The 17,365-nt window shown below is 67.0% G+C and carries 17 protein-coding genes and 2 pseudogenes; 13 read left to right on the plus strand and 6 right to left on the minus strand.

The window, feature by feature from the left end; translation table 11 throughout:
• Window position 1 precedes the first annotated feature (1 nt).
• A complete protein-coding gene (locus tag BST40_RS18805; protein WP_083155094.1) occupies window positions 2-1,762 on the minus strand; it encodes an alpha-keto acid decarboxylase family protein in 1,761 nt (586 codons plus the stop codon).
• Between BST40_RS18805 and BST40_RS18810 the strand changes: the two genes are divergently transcribed.
• The 4 genes from BST40_RS18810 to BST40_RS18825 all read left to right on the plus strand — a co-directional run bounded on the left by BST40_RS18810 (window position 1,761) and on the right by BST40_RS18825 (window position 4,303).
• Window positions 1,761-2,204, plus strand: coding sequence for an SRPBCC family protein (locus BST40_RS18810; protein ID WP_075549019.1), 444 nt, complete (start codon window positions 1,761-1,763; stop codon window positions 2,202-2,204). The two genes, BST40_RS18805 and BST40_RS18810, sit on opposite strands and share 2 nt — an antisense overlap.
• Before the next feature lie 5 nt (window positions 2,205-2,209).
• On the plus strand, window positions 2,210-3,289 hold the full coding sequence (locus BST40_RS18815) for a CaiB/BaiF CoA transferase family protein (protein WP_075549018.1): 1,080 nt from the start codon (window positions 2,210-2,212) through the stop codon (window positions 3,287-3,289).
• Window positions 3,290-3,355: 66 nt separating this feature from the next.
• A complete protein-coding gene (locus BST40_RS18820; protein ID WP_083155096.1) occupies window positions 3,356-3,811 on the plus strand; it encodes an SRPBCC family protein in 456 nt (151 codons plus the stop codon).
• A gap of 51 nt (window positions 3,812-3,862) precedes the next feature.
• Window positions 3,863-4,303 (plus strand): SRPBCC family protein, encoded by a 441-nt coding sequence (locus BST40_RS18825; protein WP_075549035.1) that lies wholly within the window; start codon window positions 3,863-3,865, stop codon window positions 4,301-4,303.
• Here the strand turns inward: BST40_RS18825 and BST40_RS18830 are convergent.
• Window positions 4,284-5,474, minus strand: a complete 1,191-nt coding sequence (locus BST40_RS18830) for a pyridoxal phosphate-dependent aminotransferase (protein ID WP_075549017.1) — start codon at window positions 5,472-5,474, stop codon at window positions 4,284-4,286. The two genes, BST40_RS18825 and BST40_RS18830, sit on opposite strands and share 20 nt — an antisense overlap.
• Before the next feature lie 269 nt (window positions 5,475-5,743).
• On the opposite strand from BST40_RS18830, the gene BST40_RS18835 reads away from it, so the two are divergent.
• The 4 genes from BST40_RS18835 (at window position 5,744) to BST40_RS18850 (ending at window position 10,550) form a co-directional block, all read left to right on the plus strand.
• Entirely contained in the window at window positions 5,744-6,955 is a 1,212-nt protein-coding gene (locus BST40_RS18835; RefSeq protein WP_036414594.1) for an acetyl-CoA C-acetyltransferase, read from the plus strand.
• Between the two features lie 5 nt (window positions 6,956-6,960).
• Entirely contained in the window at window positions 6,961-9,105 is a 2,145-nt protein-coding gene (locus tag BST40_RS18840; protein ID WP_083155098.1) for a 3-hydroxyacyl-CoA dehydrogenase NAD-binding domain-containing protein, read from the plus strand.
• A gap of 151 nt (window positions 9,106-9,256) precedes the next feature.
• Window positions 9,257-9,544, plus strand: coding sequence for a hypothetical protein (locus tag BST40_RS18845; RefSeq protein WP_075549015.1), 288 nt, complete (start codon window positions 9,257-9,259; stop codon window positions 9,542-9,544).
• A gap of 22 nt (window positions 9,545-9,566) precedes the next feature.
• Window positions 9,567-10,550, plus strand: a complete 984-nt coding sequence (locus BST40_RS18850; protein WP_075549014.1) for an LLM class F420-dependent oxidoreductase — start codon at window positions 9,567-9,569, stop codon at window positions 10,548-10,550.
• Window positions 10,551-10,579: 29 nt separating this feature from the next.
• On the opposite strand, the gene BST40_RS18855 is transcribed toward BST40_RS18850, so the two are convergent.
• Window positions 10,580-10,873 (minus strand): putative quinol monooxygenase, encoded by a 294-nt coding sequence (locus BST40_RS18855; protein WP_036408968.1) that lies wholly within the window; start codon window positions 10,871-10,873, stop codon window positions 10,580-10,582.
• A 171-nt stretch (window positions 10,874-11,044) separates the two neighbouring features.
• Here BST40_RS18855 and BST40_RS18860 point away from each other — a divergent pair.
• Window positions 11,045-11,402: pseudogene (locus BST40_RS18860) on the plus strand (Zn-ribbon domain-containing OB-fold protein); the annotation flags it as partial.
• Between the two features lies 1 nt (window position 11,403).
• Here the strand turns inward: BST40_RS18860 and BST40_RS18865 are convergent.
• Window positions 11,404-13,053 carry a DNA repair helicase XPB gene (locus tag BST40_RS18865; protein WP_036410095.1) on the minus strand — a complete coding sequence of 550 codons (1,650 nt, stop codon included), beginning with the start codon at window positions 13,051-13,053 and terminating at the stop codon, window positions 11,404-11,406.
• Between the two features lie 43 nt (window positions 13,054-13,096).
• On the minus strand, window positions 13,097-15,364 hold the full coding sequence (locus BST40_RS18870) for a helicase-associated domain-containing protein (protein ID WP_083155099.1): 2,268 nt from the start codon (window positions 15,362-15,364) through the stop codon (window positions 13,097-13,099).
• A 71-nt stretch (window positions 15,365-15,435) separates the two neighbouring features.
• Here BST40_RS18870 and BST40_RS18875 point away from each other — a divergent pair, with 71 nt between their 5' ends.
• From BST40_RS18875 to BST40_RS18890, 4 genes are read left to right on the plus strand one after another with little or no spacing between them, the layout of a single operon-like run.
• Window positions 15,436-15,636 (plus strand): hypothetical protein, encoded by a 201-nt coding sequence (locus BST40_RS18875; protein WP_089025224.1) that lies wholly within the window; start codon window positions 15,436-15,438, stop codon window positions 15,634-15,636.
• 10 nt (window positions 15,637-15,646) lie between these two features.
• Window positions 15,647-16,138 (plus strand): cyclic pyranopterin monophosphate synthase MoaC, encoded by a 492-nt coding sequence (gene moaC / locus BST40_RS18880; RefSeq protein WP_075549011.1) that lies wholly within the window; start codon window positions 15,647-15,649, stop codon window positions 16,136-16,138.
• Complete coding sequence (locus tag BST40_RS18885; RefSeq protein WP_075549010.1) at window positions 16,135-16,620, plus strand: MogA/MoaB family molybdenum cofactor biosynthesis protein; 486 nt, start codon at window positions 16,135-16,137, stop codon at window positions 16,618-16,620. Before moaC ends, BST40_RS18885 begins: the two co-directional genes overlap by 4 nt.
• A complete protein-coding gene (locus BST40_RS18890) occupies window positions 16,617-17,042 on the plus strand; it encodes a molybdenum cofactor biosynthesis protein MoaE (protein WP_075549009.1) in 426 nt (141 codons plus the stop codon). Before BST40_RS18885 ends, BST40_RS18890 begins: the two co-directional genes overlap by 4 nt.
• Before the next feature lie 9 nt (window positions 17,043-17,051).
• On the opposite strand, the pseudogene BST40_RS18895 reads toward BST40_RS18890, so the two are convergent.
• Window positions 17,052-17,365: pseudogene (locus BST40_RS18895) on the minus strand (Resuscitation-promoting factor RpfA); the annotation flags it as partial.

The raw sequence follows: 17,365 nt of genomic DNA on the forward strand, positions 1-17,365 counted from the left end.
GTCAGCGGCGCGCGGTGCCGTCCGACGACGTGGGCGCGACGAGATCGCCGAGTAGGTGCGGGATTTCGAGCCGCGGCAGCACCGCCTCGACGAGCACCAAACGGTCCCGGTGCGCCGCGGCCGCGGTGAGCGCGTCATCGAGTTCGCCGTACGTCTGCGCCCGGAACGCCAGGTGATCGGCCACTCCCAGCGCGCTGGGGATGGCGGTCCAACTCCAGTCGACGATGTCGTTGTAGGGGGCCGTTTCGCCGTGTATCGCCCGTTCGATGGTGTAGCCGTCGTTGTTGACCACCACGATGACCGGCGACAGCCCCTCGCGGGAGAAGTTGCCGATCTCCTGGACGGTCAGTTGAGCGGCTCCGTCACCGATCAACAGCACCGTCCGGCGGTCGCGATGGGCCACCGCGGCCCCGAGCGCCGCCGGTAGCGTGTAACCGATTGAGCCCCAAAGGGGTTGACCGATGAAGGTGACGCCGTGCGGCAACCGGTGGTCCGCCATGCCGTAGAACGAGGTGCCCTGCTCGGCCAGCACCACGTTGCCGGGCGTGAGCGCGTCGTTGACCCGGTCCCACAGCATCCGCTGGGTCAGCGGGTCGTCGCGCCGCGGCGTCGGCGGCGGCCGGTGGTCATCCGGCGCCGGCACGGGGGGTGAGCATATCCCGCGCCCCGCCAGGATCTCGGCCAGCGCGCGCAGCGCGGCGCTCATCTCTAGCGGCGCGAACACCTCACCGGCGACGGTGCATTGGTACTGGCCGATGTCGATGGTGCGCGCCGGATCGATCCGCTGGCTGAAGAACCCACTGACCATGTCGGTGAACACCACCCCGGCCGTCACCAGCACCGGAGCCTGCTCGATCGCCGCACGCACCCGCTCCGCGCTGGCGGCTCCGGCATAGATGCCCAGAAAGTTGGGAGAACTCTCGTCGAGCAGGCTCTTGCCCCACATCAGCGTGGCATGCGGCACCACATCGGCGGCCAGCAACGCCTCCAGCTCGCCGACCGCCCGCAACCGATGAACCAGCAAGTCGGCCAGCACGGTGAGCTGGTGCTCGCCGATCAGTGCGGCAGCGGCTTCGGTGAACAGCGACAGCGCGCGCGGGCTGGTGCCGCCGCCGTATCGGGGGAGGGGGGCGCTGGGCGCTTCGGTGGGGAAGCGGGCCACGTCGGTGGACAACAGTAGGTATCCGGGCCGCTTCTGCTCCCGCACCTCGCACAGCACCCGATCGATCTCCCGGCATGCCGTTGCCGGCATGAGATTGGCTTGGGCGCAAGTGATTTCGCGGCTGATCCGAAAGAAGTGCTCGAAGTCCCCGTCGCCGAGCGAATGGTGCAGCGCCCGGCGGGTGCCCTGGGCGTCTTTGGAGGGGCCGCCGACGATGTGGACCACCGGCACATGCTCGGCGTAACTGCCCGCGATCGCATTGGCCGCCGACAGTTCTCCGACACCGAATGTCGTTACCACCGCCGACATTCCGCGCAACCGCCCGTAACCGTCGGCGGCATAGCCGGCGTTGAGCTCGTTGGCGTTGCCCACCCACCGGATGGCTGGATGGGCCACGATATGGTCGAGGAACTCCAGGTTGTAGTCGCCGGGCACGCCGAAGATTTCGGAAACGCCGAGTTCGGCGAGGCGGTCCAGCAGGTAGTCGCCGACGGTGTATACGGGTTCGTTGGGGCCAGCCGCACGATCGGTCACGAAGACGACGGTACGCCGGGCGAAACCATTCCCGCCGCGGCGCGGTCGCGCTATCGTCGGCGCCATGGCAGTCAAGGAATCCCGCGAAGTAGTCATCGAAGCAAGCCCCAAGGAAATCCTCGACGTCGTCGCCGACATCGAGGCCATGCCCGAATGGTCCGACATCCATCAGAGCGCCGAAGTGCTCGAACGTCACGACGACGGCCGGCCGCGGCGAGCCCGGATGAAAGTCAAGACCGCCGGAGTCACCGACGAAATCGTGCTCGCCTACAGCTGGCGCGACGACGGTGTCACCTGGACGCAGGAAAGCGGCAAGGCGTCGCGTAACCAAGAGGGCGGCTACACGCTCACCTCGGAGGGCGACAAGACCCGGACGAAGTTCGACCTGAGCCTGGACCCGCTGGTGCCGCTGCCCGGCTTCGTGATCAAACGCGCCATCAAAGGGGTCATCGAGATCAATACCGACGGGCTGCGCAAGCGGGTGCTCAAGGTCAAGAAGGGCGGCTAGCCACCGTGACCGGCGGGGGACCCTTGGCGGGGGTGAAGGTCATCGAACTCGGCGGCATCGGACCGGGCCCCCATGCCGGGATGGTGCTGGCCGACCTGGGCGCCGATGTGGTGCGGGTGCGCCGTCCCGGCGGGTTGACCATGCCGTCCGAGGACCGGGATCTGCTGCATCGCGGGAAGCGGATCGTGGACCTGGATGTCAAGGCCCAGCCCGGTGCGTTGCTGGCGTTGGCCGCCAAGGCCGATGTGCTGCTGGACTGCTTTCGTCCCGGCACCTGCGAGCGGCTCGGCATCGGTCCCGACGACTGCGCGGCGGTCAATCCGCGACTGATCTTCGCGCGCATCACCGGCTGGGGACAGGACGGGCCGCTGGCATCGACGGCCGGCCACGACATCAACTACCTGTCGCAGACCGGTGCGTTGTCGGCGCTCGGCTACGCCGACCGGCCGCCGATGCCGCCGCTGAACCTGGTAGCCGACTTCGGCGGCGGCTCCATGCTGGTGCTGCTGGGCATCGTGGCCGCGCTGTATGAGCGGGAGCGGTCGGACAAGGGCCAGGTGATCGACGCCGCGATGGTCGACGGGGTCAGCGTGCTGGCCCAGATGATGTGGACCATGAAGGCAATCGGGAGTTTGCGCGACGAACGCGAATCGTTCCTGCTCGACGGCGGCGCCCCGTTCTACCGTTGCTATGAAACGGCCGACGGCAAATATCTAGCGGTGGGCGCCATCGAGCCGCAGTTCTTCGCGGCGCTGCTGGCCGGGCTCGGCCTGACGGCCGACGACGTGTCGAACCAGCTCGACGTCGGCTCGTACCCGCGGATGCGCGACATCTTCGCCGAGCGGTTCGCCGGCCGGACCCGCGACGAGTGGACCGAGGTCTTCGCCGGCACCGACGCGTGTGTGACTCCGGTGCTGACCTGGAGCGAAGCGGCCGGCAACGCCCACCTGAGAGCCCGATCGACGGTGATCAACGTCGACGGTGTGGACCAGGCCGCACCCGCGCCGCGCTTCTCGCGCACCCCGGCCGGACCCGTCGCGGCACCGCCGGCAGCAACCACGCCGATCGACGAAATAAACTGGTAGTCACCTATTCTTTCGAATTGTCTCGAACACGTCCGCGAATAGGGCGGCGTTGCTAGCTTGAGCTTGGTGGCCGTCAAAGCATCGCGGGAGATCATCATCGATGCGCCTCCGGAAGTGGTCATGGAGGCGCTGGCAGATGTGAGTGTGCTGACGTCCTGGTCACCGCTGCACAAACGGGTGGAAGTGATCGACTATTACCCGGATGGTCGCCCTCATCATGTGAAAGCCGTGGTCAAAATTCTAGGGCTGGTCGACAAGGAGATCCTGGAATATCACTGGGGCCCGGACTGGATGTGCTGGGATGCCGACCAGACTTTCCAGCAGCATGGCCAGCACATCGAGACCACCGTCAAGCCCGAAGGCGTCGACTCGTCACGCGTGCGGTTCGACATCACCGTCGAACCGGCCGGCCCGATTCCCGGCTTCATCGTCAAGCGGGCCAGCGAACACGTGCTGGATGCCGCGGCGAAAGGGCTGACCGAACTGATCAGCGGCCGCAGCAACCGGGATCCTCTGACATAGTTCCGTTTCCGCCGCACCGCGAGCCGGCCCGTGGTTGCTAACTTGGTGGCAGTGGCTGTCCAAGCGTCGAGCGAAATCGTCATTGATGCGCCCCCTGAGGTGATCATGGAGGCGCTCGCCGACATGGACGCGGTGCCGTCATGGTCTTCGGTGCACAAGCGGGTCGAGGTCGTCGACACCCATCCCGACGGTCGACCGCACCACGTGAAGGTCACCGTCAAAGTGACCGGCATCGTGGACACCCAACTGCTCGAATACCACTGGGGGCCGGACTGGATGGTCTGGGACGCCCACAAGACCGCTCAGCAACACGGGCAGCACGGCGAGTACAACCTGCGCCGCGAGGGCGAAGACAAGACCCGGGTACGGTTCACCCTCACGGTCGAGCCGTCGGCTCCGCTGCCCGAGTTCTGGATCAAGCGGGCACGCAAGAAGATCCTGCACGCCGCCCTCGAGGGACTGCGAAATCACATCATGGGCAAAACCGGATAGCCCCGTCGCGCAGTGTGGCAAGTCGTCTGATCGCCTCGTCGAGGGTGTCCTCGCGTTTGCAGAAGGCGAAGCGCACCAAGTGATTCCACAGGTCGGCGTGCTGCGCCGCGGGGTCGCAGAACGCCGACATCGGGATAGCGGCCACCCCCGCCTTCTCCGGCAGCGCCGCGCAGAATGCCGTGCTGTCGTGGTAGCCCAGCGGACGCGGGTCTGCGCATACGAAGTAGGTGCCGTAGCTTTCGTGCACCTCGAAACCGATCTCGGTCAGTCCCGAGGCCAGCCGATCGCGTCTGGTCTGCAAAGAACTGCGCAGCGCGGCCACCCAGTCGTCCTCGCTGTCCAGCGCAACGGCCACCGCCGGCTGAAACGGCGCGCCGCCCACATAGCTCAGATACTGTTTGGCCGCGCGCACCCCGCCAATGAGTTGCGCAGGGCCGCAAGCCCATCCGATCTTCCAGCCGGTGCAGTTGAACATCTTGGCCGCGCTCGAGATCGTGATCGTCCGTCCGGCCATGCCGTCGAAACCGGCCAGCGGTTGGTGATCGTGGCCGTCAAACACCAAGTGCTCGTATACCTCGTCGGTGATCACCACAAGGTCCGCGGCCACCGCGATCTCCGCGATGGCCGCCAGCTCGGCCCGGCCCAGCACCGCGCCGGTCGGATTGTGCGGAGAATTGACGATCAACGCCCGGGTGCGCGGCGTCACCGCGCGTCGCAACGCGTCGGCGTCCAGGGCAAAGCCGCGGCCGTCGGCCACCAGCGGCACGGAAACCCGATGCGCGCCGGCCATCGCCACCACCGGCGAGTAGGAGTCGTAGAACGGCTCGATAAGCAGCACCTCCGAGCCCGGCTCGACGAGGCCGAGCACGGACGCGGCAATGGCTTCGGTGGCCCCGACCGTGACCAGCACCTCGGTATCCGGGTCGTACTCGATGCCGAAGTGGCGGTGGCGCTGCGCGGCGATGGCCTGCCGCAGGGACGCGACGCCTATCCCCGGCGGATATTGGTTGGCGCCGCCGGCGATGGCGTCTTGTGCGGCCTTGAGCATCGCCGGTGGCCCGTCCTCGTCGGGAAACCCCTGCCCGAGGTTCACCGCGCCAACACGGGCGGCCAGCGCCGACATCTCGGCGAACACCGTCGTCGCGTAGGGCTGCAGCCGCGACACCGTCATGGCAGACGAGCTTAGGCGCAACAATGATGCCGAACGGCGGTGCGACCGCTGACGGGCAGCCTCTATCGCATCTGCCACCTAGGCACTGTTGGACCCATTGACCCCTATGTGGCCGGTGCGACATCTGCGGTGCACATTTTCCACAACTGCGCCGACCTGCAAACTCTTGACCAACCAACAGGTTGGCCGAGGGCCCCTGTTAGTGTTCCCCTACTGGACCTAGTCTTGAAGACGGATCTAGCCCCCTTTCCCCCGAACAGGAAATCGACATGCCCGAAGAAGCCTTTATCTACGAGGCCATCCGCACCCCGCGTGGCAAGCAGAAGAACGGATCGTTGCACGAGGTCAAGCCCTTGAGCCTGGTCGTCGGCCTGATCGAGGAGCTGCGCAAGCGCAACCCCGACCTGGATGAGAACCTGATCAGCGACGTCATCCTGGGCTGCGTTTCACCCGTCGGTGACCAGGGTGGTGACATTGCCCGGGCCGCGGTGCTGGCGTCGGGCATGCCGGTCACCTCCGGCGGTGTGCAGCTCAACCGGTTCTGCGCTTCGGGCCTCGAGGCCGTCAACACCGCCGCGCAGAAGGTGCGCTCCGGGTGGGACGACCTGGTGCTGGCCGGCGGCGTCGAGTCCATGAGCCGGGTGCCGATGGGTTCCGACGGTGGCGCCATGGGCCTCGACCCGGAGACCAACTACGACGTCATGTTCGTTCCGCAGGGCATCGGCGCCGACCTGATCGCCACCATCGAGGGCTTCTCCCGCGAAGACGTCGACCGCTACGCGTTGCGCAGCCAGGAGAAGGCCGCCGCCGCATGGTCGGGCGGCTACTTCGCCAAGTCGGTGGTTCCGGTCCGCGACCAGAACGGCCTGCTGATTCTCGACCACGACGAGCACATGCGGCCCGACACCACCATGGAAGGTCTGGCCAAGCTGAAGCCCGCCTTCGAGGGCCTGGCGGCGATGGGCGGCTTCGACGACGTCGCGCTGCAGAAGTACCACTGGGTGGAGAAGATCAACCACGTCCACACCGGCGGGAACAGCTCCGGGATCGTTGACGGTGCCGCCCTGGTGATGATCGGCTCAGAAAAGGCGGGGGAGGCCGCCAATTTGACCCCGCGGGCCCGCATCGTGGCCACCGCCACCAGCGGCGCCGACCCGGTGATCATGCTGACTGGCCCCACCCCGGCCACCCTCAAGGTGCTTGACCGGGCCGGGCTGACCGTCGACGACATCGACCTATTCGAGCTCAATGAGGCGTTTGCCGCGGTGGTGCTGAAATTCCAGAAGGATCTGAACATCCCCGACGAGAAGCTCAACGTCAACGGCGGCGCCATCGCGATGGGCCACCCGCTGGGCGCTACCGGCGCGATGATCCTGGGCACTATGGTCGACGAATTGGAGCGCCGCAATGCCCGACGGGCGCTCGTCACGCTATGTATCGGCGGCGGCATGGGCGTCGCGACGGTTATCGAGAGGGTTTAAAAGTCATGCCCGACAATACAATCCAGTGGGACAAGGACGCCGACGGCATTGTCACGCTGACCATGGACGACCCGTCGGGGTCGGCCAACGTGATGAACGAGACCTACATCGAGTCGATGGGCAAGGCCGTGGATCGCCTTGTCGCCGAAAAGGATTCGATCACTGGCGTGGTGATCACCAGCGCGAAGAAGACTTTTTTCGCCGGCGGTGATCTCACGTCCATGATCAAGGCCGGGCCCGAGGACGCCGGACAATCGTTCGACACTGTCGAGACGGTCAAGAAACAACTGCGCACCCTGGAGACGCTGGGCAAGCCCGTGGTCGCCGCGATCAACGGCGCCGCGCTTGGCGGCGGACTCGAGATCGCGCTGGCCTGCCACCACCGCATCGCGGCGGACGTCAAGGGCAGCCAGCTCGGCTTGCCCGAGGTGACGCTGGGCCTGCTGCCCGGCGGCGGCGGCGTGACGCGCACGGTGCGGATGTTCGGGATCCAGAACGCGTTCGTCAACATCCTGTCCCAAGGCACCCGGTTCAAGCCGGCCAAGGCCAAGGAAATCGGACTGGTCGACGAATTGCTGCCCACCGTCGAGGAATTGGTGCCCGCCGCCAAGGCTTGGATCAAGGCCAACCCCGACAGCCATGAGCAGCCGTGGGACAAGAAGGGCTACAAGATGCCCGGCGGCACCCCGTCGTCCCCCGGGTTGGCGTCGATCCTGCCATCATTCCCCGCGTTGCTGCGCAAGCAGCTCAAGGGTGCGCCGATGCCGGCACCCAAGGCCATCCTGGCCGCCGCGGTGGAAGGTGCCCAGGTCGACTTCGACACGGCCAGCCGCATCGAGAGCCGGTACTTCGCCTCGCTGGTCACCGGCCAGGTCGCCAAGAACATGATCCAGGCGTTCTTCTTCGACCTGCAGGCCATCAATGCCGGTAAGTCGCGTCCCGACGGGATCGCCAAGACCCCGATCAAGAAGATCGGGGTGCTGGGCGCGGGCATGATGGGCGCCGGCATCGCCTACGTCTCGGCCAAGGCCGGCTACGACGTGGTGCTCAAAGACGTCACTGTGGAGGCCGCGCAGAAGGGCAAGGGCTACTCCGAAAAACTGGAGGCCAAGGCGCTCGAGCGGGGTCGCACCACGCAGGAGCGCAGCGACGCCCTGCTGGCGCGCATCACCCCAACGGGCGACCCCGCGGATCTCAAGGGTGTTGACTTCGTCATCGAAGCCGTCTTCGAGAACCAGGAACTCAAACACAAGGTGTTCCAGGAGATCGAAGACATCGTCGAGCCCAACGCGGTGCTGGGGTCCAACACCTCCACGCTGCCGATCACCGGTCTGGCGACCGGCGTCAAGCGGCAGGAGGACTTCATCGGGATCCACTTCTTCTCACCGGTCGACAAGATGCCATTGGTGGAAATCATCAAGGGCGAGAAGACCTCTGACGAGGCGCTGGCCCGGGTGTTCGACTACACGCTGGCCATCGGCAAGACCCCGATCGTAGTCAACGACAGCCGCGGCTTCTTCACCTCACGGGTCATCGGCACCTTCGTCAACGAGGCGCTGGCGATGCTCGGCGAGGGCGTGGAGCCGGCGTCGATCGAACAGGCCGGGTCGCAGGCCGGGTACCCGGCGCCGCCGCTACAGCTGTCCGACGAGCTCAACCTGGAGCTGATGCACAAGATCGCCGTCGCCACCCGTAAGGGTGTCGAGGATGCGGGCGGCACCTACGAGCCGCATCCCGCCGAGGCGGTCGTCGAGAAGATGATCGAGCTCGGGCGGTCCGGCCGCCTCAAGGGTGCGGGCTTCTACGAATACGTCGACGGTAAGCGAACCGGCTTGTGGCCGGGGCTGCGGGAGACGTTCAAGTCGGGGACGTCGGCGCCGCCGCTGCAGGACATGATCGACCGGATGCTGTTCGCCGAGGCGCTGGAAACCCAGAAGTGCCTCGACGAGGGTGTGCTTACGTCCACGGCCGACGCCAACATCGGGTCGATCATGGGCATCGGCTACCCGCCGTGGACCGGCGGCAGCGCACAGTTCATCGTCGGCTACCAGGGGCCGGCCGGGATCGGCAAGGAAGCCTTTGTGACCCGTGCCAAGGAGTTGGCCGCCAAGTACGGCGACCGTTTCCTGCCGCCGGACTCGTTGACGTAGTTTCGGCTGCAAACAGACAGCACGGCCCCGGAAAACTCGGTTTTCGGGGGCCGTGCCGACTGGCGCCGGCGGCTCGCCGGCGCCGCGCTCACTGCAGGTTAGCTCGCGGTATTCCTTGAACCGCATCGAGTCATAGCGGCGCACGCCCTTGGTGTTCAACTTCGCGACCGCCCGGGTGAGCCCACCGGGCAGCAGCGACACGAATGCCCGCGAGTTTCTGGAGGGCTATTTCGATTTCCAACACCGGCACCGCGACGGCCCGGTGGTGGTGGCCGGATTGACGATGCTGGCAGATCTCGGGCTTGTCGATATGGTGCTGGGCTGGCGCGACCGGCTGGAAAAGGACTGCAGGACTGTTGTCTGCGGTTTCGGCGATGCGCCGCGCCCGGGGTTACGAACCTGCCCGGTGTACGCGGCGTTAGCTGCCTTAGGCGCCTGACACCGCGTTAGAGTCCCTAACTATGCGCTTTGGTCTGTTCATTCCGCAGGGTTGGCGAATGGATCTGGTGGGGATCGAACCCGCAAAGCACTGGGAAGTGATGCGCGACCTTGCGACGTATGCCGACGGAAGTGCGTGGGATTCACTGTGGGTTTACGACCACTTTCATACCGTCCCGCTGCCGACCGATGAAGCCACTCACGAGGCGTGGTCGTTGATGGCGGCATACGCCGCGACCACGTCGCGGATCAAGCTGGGCCAGATGTGCACCGCGATGAGCTACCGCAACCCCGTCTACCTGGCCAAGGTCGCGGCCACCGCCGACATCATTTCCGGGGGCCGGATCCAGATGGGCATCGGCGCCGGATGGTACGAACATGAGTGGCGCGCTTACGGTTACGGCTTTCCGCCGGCCAAGGCGCGGTTGGCTCGCCTGGACGAGGGCGTGCAGATCATGCGGGACGCCTGGCGCGACGGCAAAGTGACTTTCACCGGCGAGCACTACCGAGTAGACGGTGCCATAGTATCGCCAAAGCCGCTGCAAGCCAGCGGTATTCCGCTGTGGATTGCCGGCGGCGGGGAAAAGGTGACGCTACGCATCGCGGCGAAGTATGCCCGGTACACCAACTTCACACCCGAGCCCACCGCATTCACCCGAAAGTCGGAACTGCTGGCGCAGCATTGCCGAGAGCTGGGCACCGACTTCGACGCCATCGTTCGCTCATCAAACTTCACCGCCGTCATCGGGACCTCGGACACCGATGTCAAGGATCGGTTACAGCGGGTCCGCGACCGCCTGGTGGGCTATGTTCCTGAGACGCTGGCGGATTCGATGGTCGCAGGCCTTTCGGATGCGGCGACGGGCACGCCGGAACAGGTGATCGAGCAGCTGGCCAAGACCCGCGACCTGGGATGTGAATGCGCCATTTGCTATTTCCCCGAGGCCGCCTACGACCGTTCGGGCATCGAGCTTTTCGAACGTGAAGTGATTCCGGCGCTGAGTTGATTGCCTTGTGAATGTGCCGGGCGCTGCCGTCAGATGTCGGTCGTCACGTATCTGGTCTTGACGGGAGGCGCGGCGAGCAGCGGCGGAAGCTCCGTCAGTCTCCCTTCGCCGGCGCGAAATCTGCGGTAGGCCTCGTCGTGCTCGACGGTGTCCCAGAGTTCGTAGATGAGCCAGTGGGCTTCGTCGTCCTGATCGACCAGCACGTCGGTAGCGAGGTTGCCGTCGAACGCCCGGGTGTCTTGCAATGCCCGGCTCATGACCTCGCGCGCCGCGGGCACCGCTTCGGGTTTGAGCCTGAGTTCAAGTGTCACCGTGATCGGCATGGTCGGGTCCTCGCATGGGGGTATTGGGCTGGCGGGGGATCCCTTGACGATAGCGGCCGGGCGATAGACCGGCGCCTGGCACGATGAGAATGCTATTTCTGAAATGTGCGAATGGCGTTGTACTATTCAGTAAAGCGCCTTATTGTGCTGCCGACGACGAAGGATTGCGCGATGCAGAAGGCACTGGCCCCCGACATCTCGACCTGGCCCGACGACGACCCGCAGCTGATCGGCAGTCGCTGCGGCGACTGTGGCGCCACGACCTTCCCCGTACAGCAGTGGTGTCCGCGCTGCAGCGGTGCGGACATGAGCGAGGTGTTGTTGCCACGTCGCGGCACCCTGGTGGCCTGGACCACCCAGGGGTTCCCGCCCGGACCTCCCTATGCCGGGCCTGCCGGCAAGGATTTCGTGCCGTTCGGCGTTGGCCTGGTTCAGCTGGGTTCCGCTGGGCCTAGGGGAAGGGGCGGTGATCCGGGTCGAGGGGCGGCTGACCGAGAACGACCCGGCGAAGATCCAGGTCGGCCAGGAGTCTAGATCGCCGGGCCCAACAGGTCGTCGGCGTCGCGGATGATGTAGCCGTAGCCCTGCTCGGCCAGGAACCGCTGCCGGTGCGCGGCGTACTCGGCATCGAGACTGTCGCGGGCCACCACCGAGTAGAAGATGGCGCCCCCGCCGTCGGACTTGGGGCGCAGCAGCCGGCCCAACCGCTGCGCCTCTTCCTGACGCGAACCGAAAGTGCCCGAGACCTGAACCGCCACAGAGGCTTCCGGCAAGTCGATGGAGAAGTTAGCCACCTTGGACACCACCAGCGTCGAGATCTCGCCGCGGCGAAAGGCGTCGAACAACGCCTCGCGTTCGGTGGTCCTCGTCGATCCTTGGATGACCGGAGCATTCAGCTCGGTGCCCAGCTCCTCGAGCTGATCCAGGTAGGCGCCGATCACCAGGGTCTGCTCGCCGGGGTGTTTTTCCAGAATCGACTTGACCACAGCGATTTTGGTGTGCACGGTCGAACACAGCCGGTAGCGCTCCTCGGGCTCGGCCGTCGCGTACTGCATCCGCTCGTTGTCGGTCATCGTCACTCGGACTTCGACGCACTCCGCCGGTGCGATCCAGCCTTGGGCCTCAATGTCTTTCCAGGGCGCGTCATAGCGCTTCGGGCCGATCAGAGAGAACACGTCGCCCTCGCGGCCGTCTTCGCGGATCAACGTGGCGGTCAGCCCCAGTCGCCGCTTGGACTGCAGGTCGGCGGTCATCCGGAAGACCGGCGCCGGCAGCAGATGCACCTCGTCATAGATGATCAGCCCCCAGTCGCGGCTGTCGAAGAGTTCCAGATGCCGGTATTCGCCCTTGGTGCGACGGGTGATCATCTGGTACGTCGAAATGGTGACCGGCCGAATTTCCTTGCGCTCACCGGAGTATTCGCCGATCTCATCCTCGGTCAGCGAGGTGCGGGCGACCAGCTCGCGCTTCCACTGCCGCGCGGCCACGATGTTGGTGACCAGGATCAGGGTCGTGGCCTGAGCTTTGGCCATTGCGGCCGCGCCGACCAGGGTCTTGCCCGCGCCGCACGGCAGCACCACCACCCCGGAGCCGCCGGACCAGAACGAGTCGGTGGCCATCTGCTGGTAATCCCGCAGCTGCCAGCCGTCTTCGTGCAGACTGATCGGATGCGCCTCACCGTCCACGTAGCCGGCGAGATCTTCTGCGGGCCAACCGATCTTGAGCAGCAGCTGCTTGACCCTGCCTCGTTCGCTGGGGTGGACGACGACGGTGTCCTCGTCGATGCGAGCGCCGAGCATCGGTGCGATCTTCTTGTTGCGCAGCACTTCCTCGAGCACGGCACGGTCCAGGCTGAGCAGCGTGAGGCCGTGTGCGGGATTCTTGACCAGTTGCAGTCGCCCATAGCGGGCCATGGTGTCGACGATGTCGACCAGCAGCGGCTGCGGCACGGCGTAGCGGGAGAAACTGACCAGCGCATCGACGACCTGTTCGGCGTCGTGCCCGGCGGCGCGGGCATTCCACAACGCGAGCGGGGTGATCCGGTAGGTGTGCACATGCTCGGGTGCGCGTTCCAGCTCGGCGAACGGCGCGATCGCGGCGCGTGCGGCGCCGGCCAGCTCATGGTCGACTTCGAGCAGCACCGTTTTGTCGGACTGCACGATCAACGGCCCGTCGGTCACAAGCTCGCTCCGCGGCAATCGAGTGGTCGGGTCATGGGTTCCATTATCGTTCATCGACCGACATCACCGAGGTGATGCGATGGATGGCGAAGTCGCGCAGCTTCCCCGACGACGAGTCGAAGGCCATCAGCTGCCCGCCGCGGACGGCGATCGGTGACACCACCCGCTGGGTCGCCACGCCGGCGGCGTCGAGGTAGCCGATCAACACCGTAGCCTCATCCTTTATCGCGCGCTGCAGGAGCGACATCGCGACGGCCGGGTCGACGCGGATGTTGCCGAACGGCGCCGCCGTCACCTTCCGCAGCACCGCGACCACCGCGTGCAACGTCTCGCTGCTGGGCCGCGGAGCCGGGCGGTAGGGCCGGCGTTGGTTCGGTGCGGGGACCCGGGCGCCGCGCGGCCGGACGTCGACGATCGCGCCGGTCGAATCTTCGGCGGCCGGAGCGAAGCCCGCATTGCGCAAGGCGGCTAGCACCTCGGCGATGGGCGCGGGTGACACCGCCACCGTCGGCGCCAGAGCCCGCAGCTGCGGGTCCCCGGCCGCAGCCACGGCCTGGGCCAACAGTGCGGGGTCCTCACACCGCACAAACGACGCGGCCATGCCGATCCGGAGTTGTCCGTGGCGGCGTGCCACATCGTCGATCAGGTAGGTAAGTCCTTGCGGCACCGGAGTTTTGGAGTGGCCTGCGAAGAAGCCGTGCATCCAGTCGCGGGTCTTGCCGACGTCGAGCGCATGCCTGATGGACTGCTCGCTGACCCGGTACACCATTGCCGCACCGGCCGATTCGACGGTAGCCACCGTGGCCAGCTGGTCGGCGAGGTCGCGTTGCAGCGGCCCCGGCGCCACGACGGTAAGATCCGCCTGCACCAGGAAGTGGTCGATAGGCTTGGGCAGCGCCCGGGTCATCGCATCGACTACGACGGCGGGATCGGCGGTTGCCTCCAGCAATGCGCGGCCCGGCGTGCTGATTGCTCCGCGACCCACCAGGCCCAGCGCGTGGCCTTCGGTCAACAGATCCGCGACCGGCCCGGGCTGCAGTCGCCGGCCCCAGCGCGGACGCCGCCAGATCAGGGCCGCCGACGCAGTTGCCGCATCGACACCGGCGCCGGCAGCCAACTCGGAAAGCATCCCCAGCAACAGCTGGCGATCCAGCGGCGCCGCCGTCGAAAATAGCGAATCACTCAGGGCGGCATACGGTTTGCCGTCCGGGCCGCGGCTGCCAAGCAGCGCCGGCCGGCCCGGCAGGTCGAGCCAGGTGCGGGCCAGCAGGTGCCACCGCTCGGCCGGGGACATGTCGGCGAACCGGTCGGCGGCCGGCGTCGGAGCCCAATAGGGCGCCTCGCCGTGCGACGGCAGCGGCTCGGGCATGCCGCCGGCGATCAGCCCGGCGGCGGCCACCACCTCGAGGATCAGACCCAGACGTGGTTCGTCGATCCCCGTTGCCTTGGCAAGCCGCTTGATTTCGCGCACGCCGAGGCCGCCGGTGCGCAGCTCGGGAACCGGTGTGGCGCTGAGGTTCTGCAGCAGGACGTCGATCTCTCGCAGCAGGTCGATGACGGCTCCGGCGGCCGCGGCGTCGACGTCGCGGGGCGCGGTGGTGGACACCACCGGATCGGGCGCGGTCAGCTGCATCGGACCGGGTTCCTCGCCGCGGAGCACCTGCCCGACTTGGCGGGGCAGGATCACCGTCTCGGCATCGACGCGCCGCAGCAGTCCCGCGGCCAGCAGCCGCGGCACCGGGCGGTCCGGCGGAGCCCCGGGTGCGGCGTCGCGAGTGCGCCCCATCGGTGATCCTTCGACGAGTTTGTCCAGCACCTCGCGCTGGGCCTCGTCGAGCGCGGCGATCGACTCGCCGATCTGCTCGCCGGTGCGTGTGCCGTCTTCGAGAGTGACCTGGCCCGGGTGCCACGGCAGCGCCGTGCCCGTGTCGGCGGCGACCCGCACCGCGCTGTCGCCCCAGACCAGGGCTCGCTTCTTGAGGTCGGCCAGCGCCTCGGTCACGTCGGCTTCGCAGGCGCGGTCCCCGATCAACGACAGCAGCTTGGTGATCGGCACGGGTGCGGTGTCGGCTTGCAGCACCAGCAGGGCGTCCAGCACCGCCAGCCGCAGGAAGTCGAGGTCGTCGGTGGCGGCCTTGACCGACTGCCGGGCCTGGGCGCGCGCGGCCAGCGCGGCGATGCTGCCCGGTGGCGGCTGCGCCAGATCCGGCCGATACTCCAGCAGCTCGATCAGCTGCTGGTCGGATAGGTCGGCCAGCCAGGACCCCAGCGGGATCTCCTGGATGTGTTCGGTCGGGGCTTGCTCAGGCATTGCTGATCAGCGTAGGCCCGACCTGCAACCTTGCGCCGCGGGCGGGAGGAAGACCTGTCAGAATGGATGCCGTGGCTGACAATGCTGACGGCAAGGCGCGCAAAACCAAGTACGTGGACAACGGCTGGCCGACCACCGACCCGGACGACCATGCGGTAAGCGAACTGGTGACCGACCGCACGGGTGCGTTGTCACCCTTCGGTGAATTGGCGTTCCCGCTGCCCGCCGACGACCTGCCGTACCTCCACCCGGTGACCGTCGTCAACAGGTAGGACGACGCCGATGGCCGAAGCGGCCGATTTCCACTCGGGCGGCCTGTCGCACCTTGACGAGCGGGGAGCCGCCCACATGGTCGACGTGACCGAGAAGTCGGCCACCCGGCGCACCGCCGTCGCCGCCGGTGCGTTGCGCACCTCGAAGCAGGTGGTGGCGCTGATCTCCGCCGGCGGTCTCCCCAAAGGCGACGCGCTGGCTACGGCACGGGTGGCGGGCATCATGGCGGCCAAGCGCACCAGCGACCTCGTTCCGCTGTGCCATCAGCTCGCGCTCACCGGTGTCGACGTGGACTTCGCCGTCGGCGAGTCCGACGTCGAGATCACCGCAACGGTACGCAGCACCGATCGAACGGGGGTCGAGATGGAGGCGCTGACCGCGGTGAGCGTCGCGGCTCTTACGCTCTACGACATGATCAAAGCGGTGGACCCGGCGGCCCGGATCGACGACATCCGGGTGCTGCGCAAAGAGGGTGGCCGTAGCGGAAGCTGGCAGCGGTGACCGGCGCGCGGTCCGCCCGGGTGATCATCGCGTCGACCCGCGCATCGTCGGGCGTTTATACCGATGAGTGCGGTCCCATCGTCGCCGAATGGCTGGCGCAGCGGGGTTTTTCGCCCGTCGAGTCGGAGGTGGTCGCCGACGGGAATCCGGTCGGCGAGGCGCTGCACAACGCCGTCGAGGCCAAGGTCGACCTGGTCATCACCTCCGGCGGCACCGGCATTTCGCCGACCGACACCACCCCGGAACAGACCGTGGCGGTGCTGGATTTCGTCATCCCCGGGTTGGCCGACGCGATCCGTCGCTCGGGCCTACCCAAGGTTCCGACGTCGGTGTTGTCGCGGGGGGTGTGCGGCGTCGCCGGCCACTCGTTGATCGTCAACCTGCCGGGTTCACCCGGTGGGGTTCGCGACGGGCTCGGCGTTCTCGCCGACGTGGTGGATCACGCACTTGATCAACTCGCCGGCCAAGATCACCGGCGATGACGCTGGTCCTGCGCGCTTCCCTGACCGATCAGCCGATCCATCTGGCCGAACATGAGGATCTGGTGAGCCATCAGGCGGCCGGAGCTGTCGTCGGGTTCGTCGGCGTGGTCCGCAATCACGATGGCGGACGGCACGTGGTGCGGCTGGAGTACTCGGCACATCCGTCGGCTGCCCAGGTTCTTGCCGACGTGGTAGCCGAGGTCGCGGAGAACGCCACCGGGGTGCGTGCGGTGGCGGCCAGCCACCGCGTCGGTGTCCTGGCGGTCGGGGAGGCGGCCTTGGTGGCCGCCGTCGCCGCCGATCATCGGCAGGCCGCGTTCGCCACCTGCGCACAGCTGGTAGACACCATCAAACAGCGGCTACCGGTATGGAAGCACCAGTTCTTCGGCGATGGCTCCGAAGAATGGGTGGGCTCGGCCTGAGCCCCTGTCTTAGGAGATGACAGTCGGTTGGGCGAGCGCGTCCAGCGCGTCGTTGCCGCTGACGTTTTGTCCCACAATCGCCTGCCAGAGCTTCTTGGTGTAGGCGACGTTCGAGACCTGGTGAATCTCCACCGGTGCGTTGGCCGCATCGGCCGGCGCTGGCGCGTCGGCCGGGTCGGTCAGCGGCAATCCTGCCTCCAGGACTGCCCGGGCCTCTGGCGCAGCCGGAACCGCCTCCGGAGCGGGAGCCAGGTCGGCCGGGGCCGGCGCCAGGTCGGCGGGAGCGGGAGCCAGATCGGCGGGTGCCGGGGGCAGGTCGGCCG

This window comes from Mycobacterium persicum, assembly GCF_002086675.1.
Lineage (GTDB): Bacteria > Actinomycetota > Actinomycetes > Mycobacteriales > Mycobacteriaceae > Mycobacterium > Mycobacterium persicum.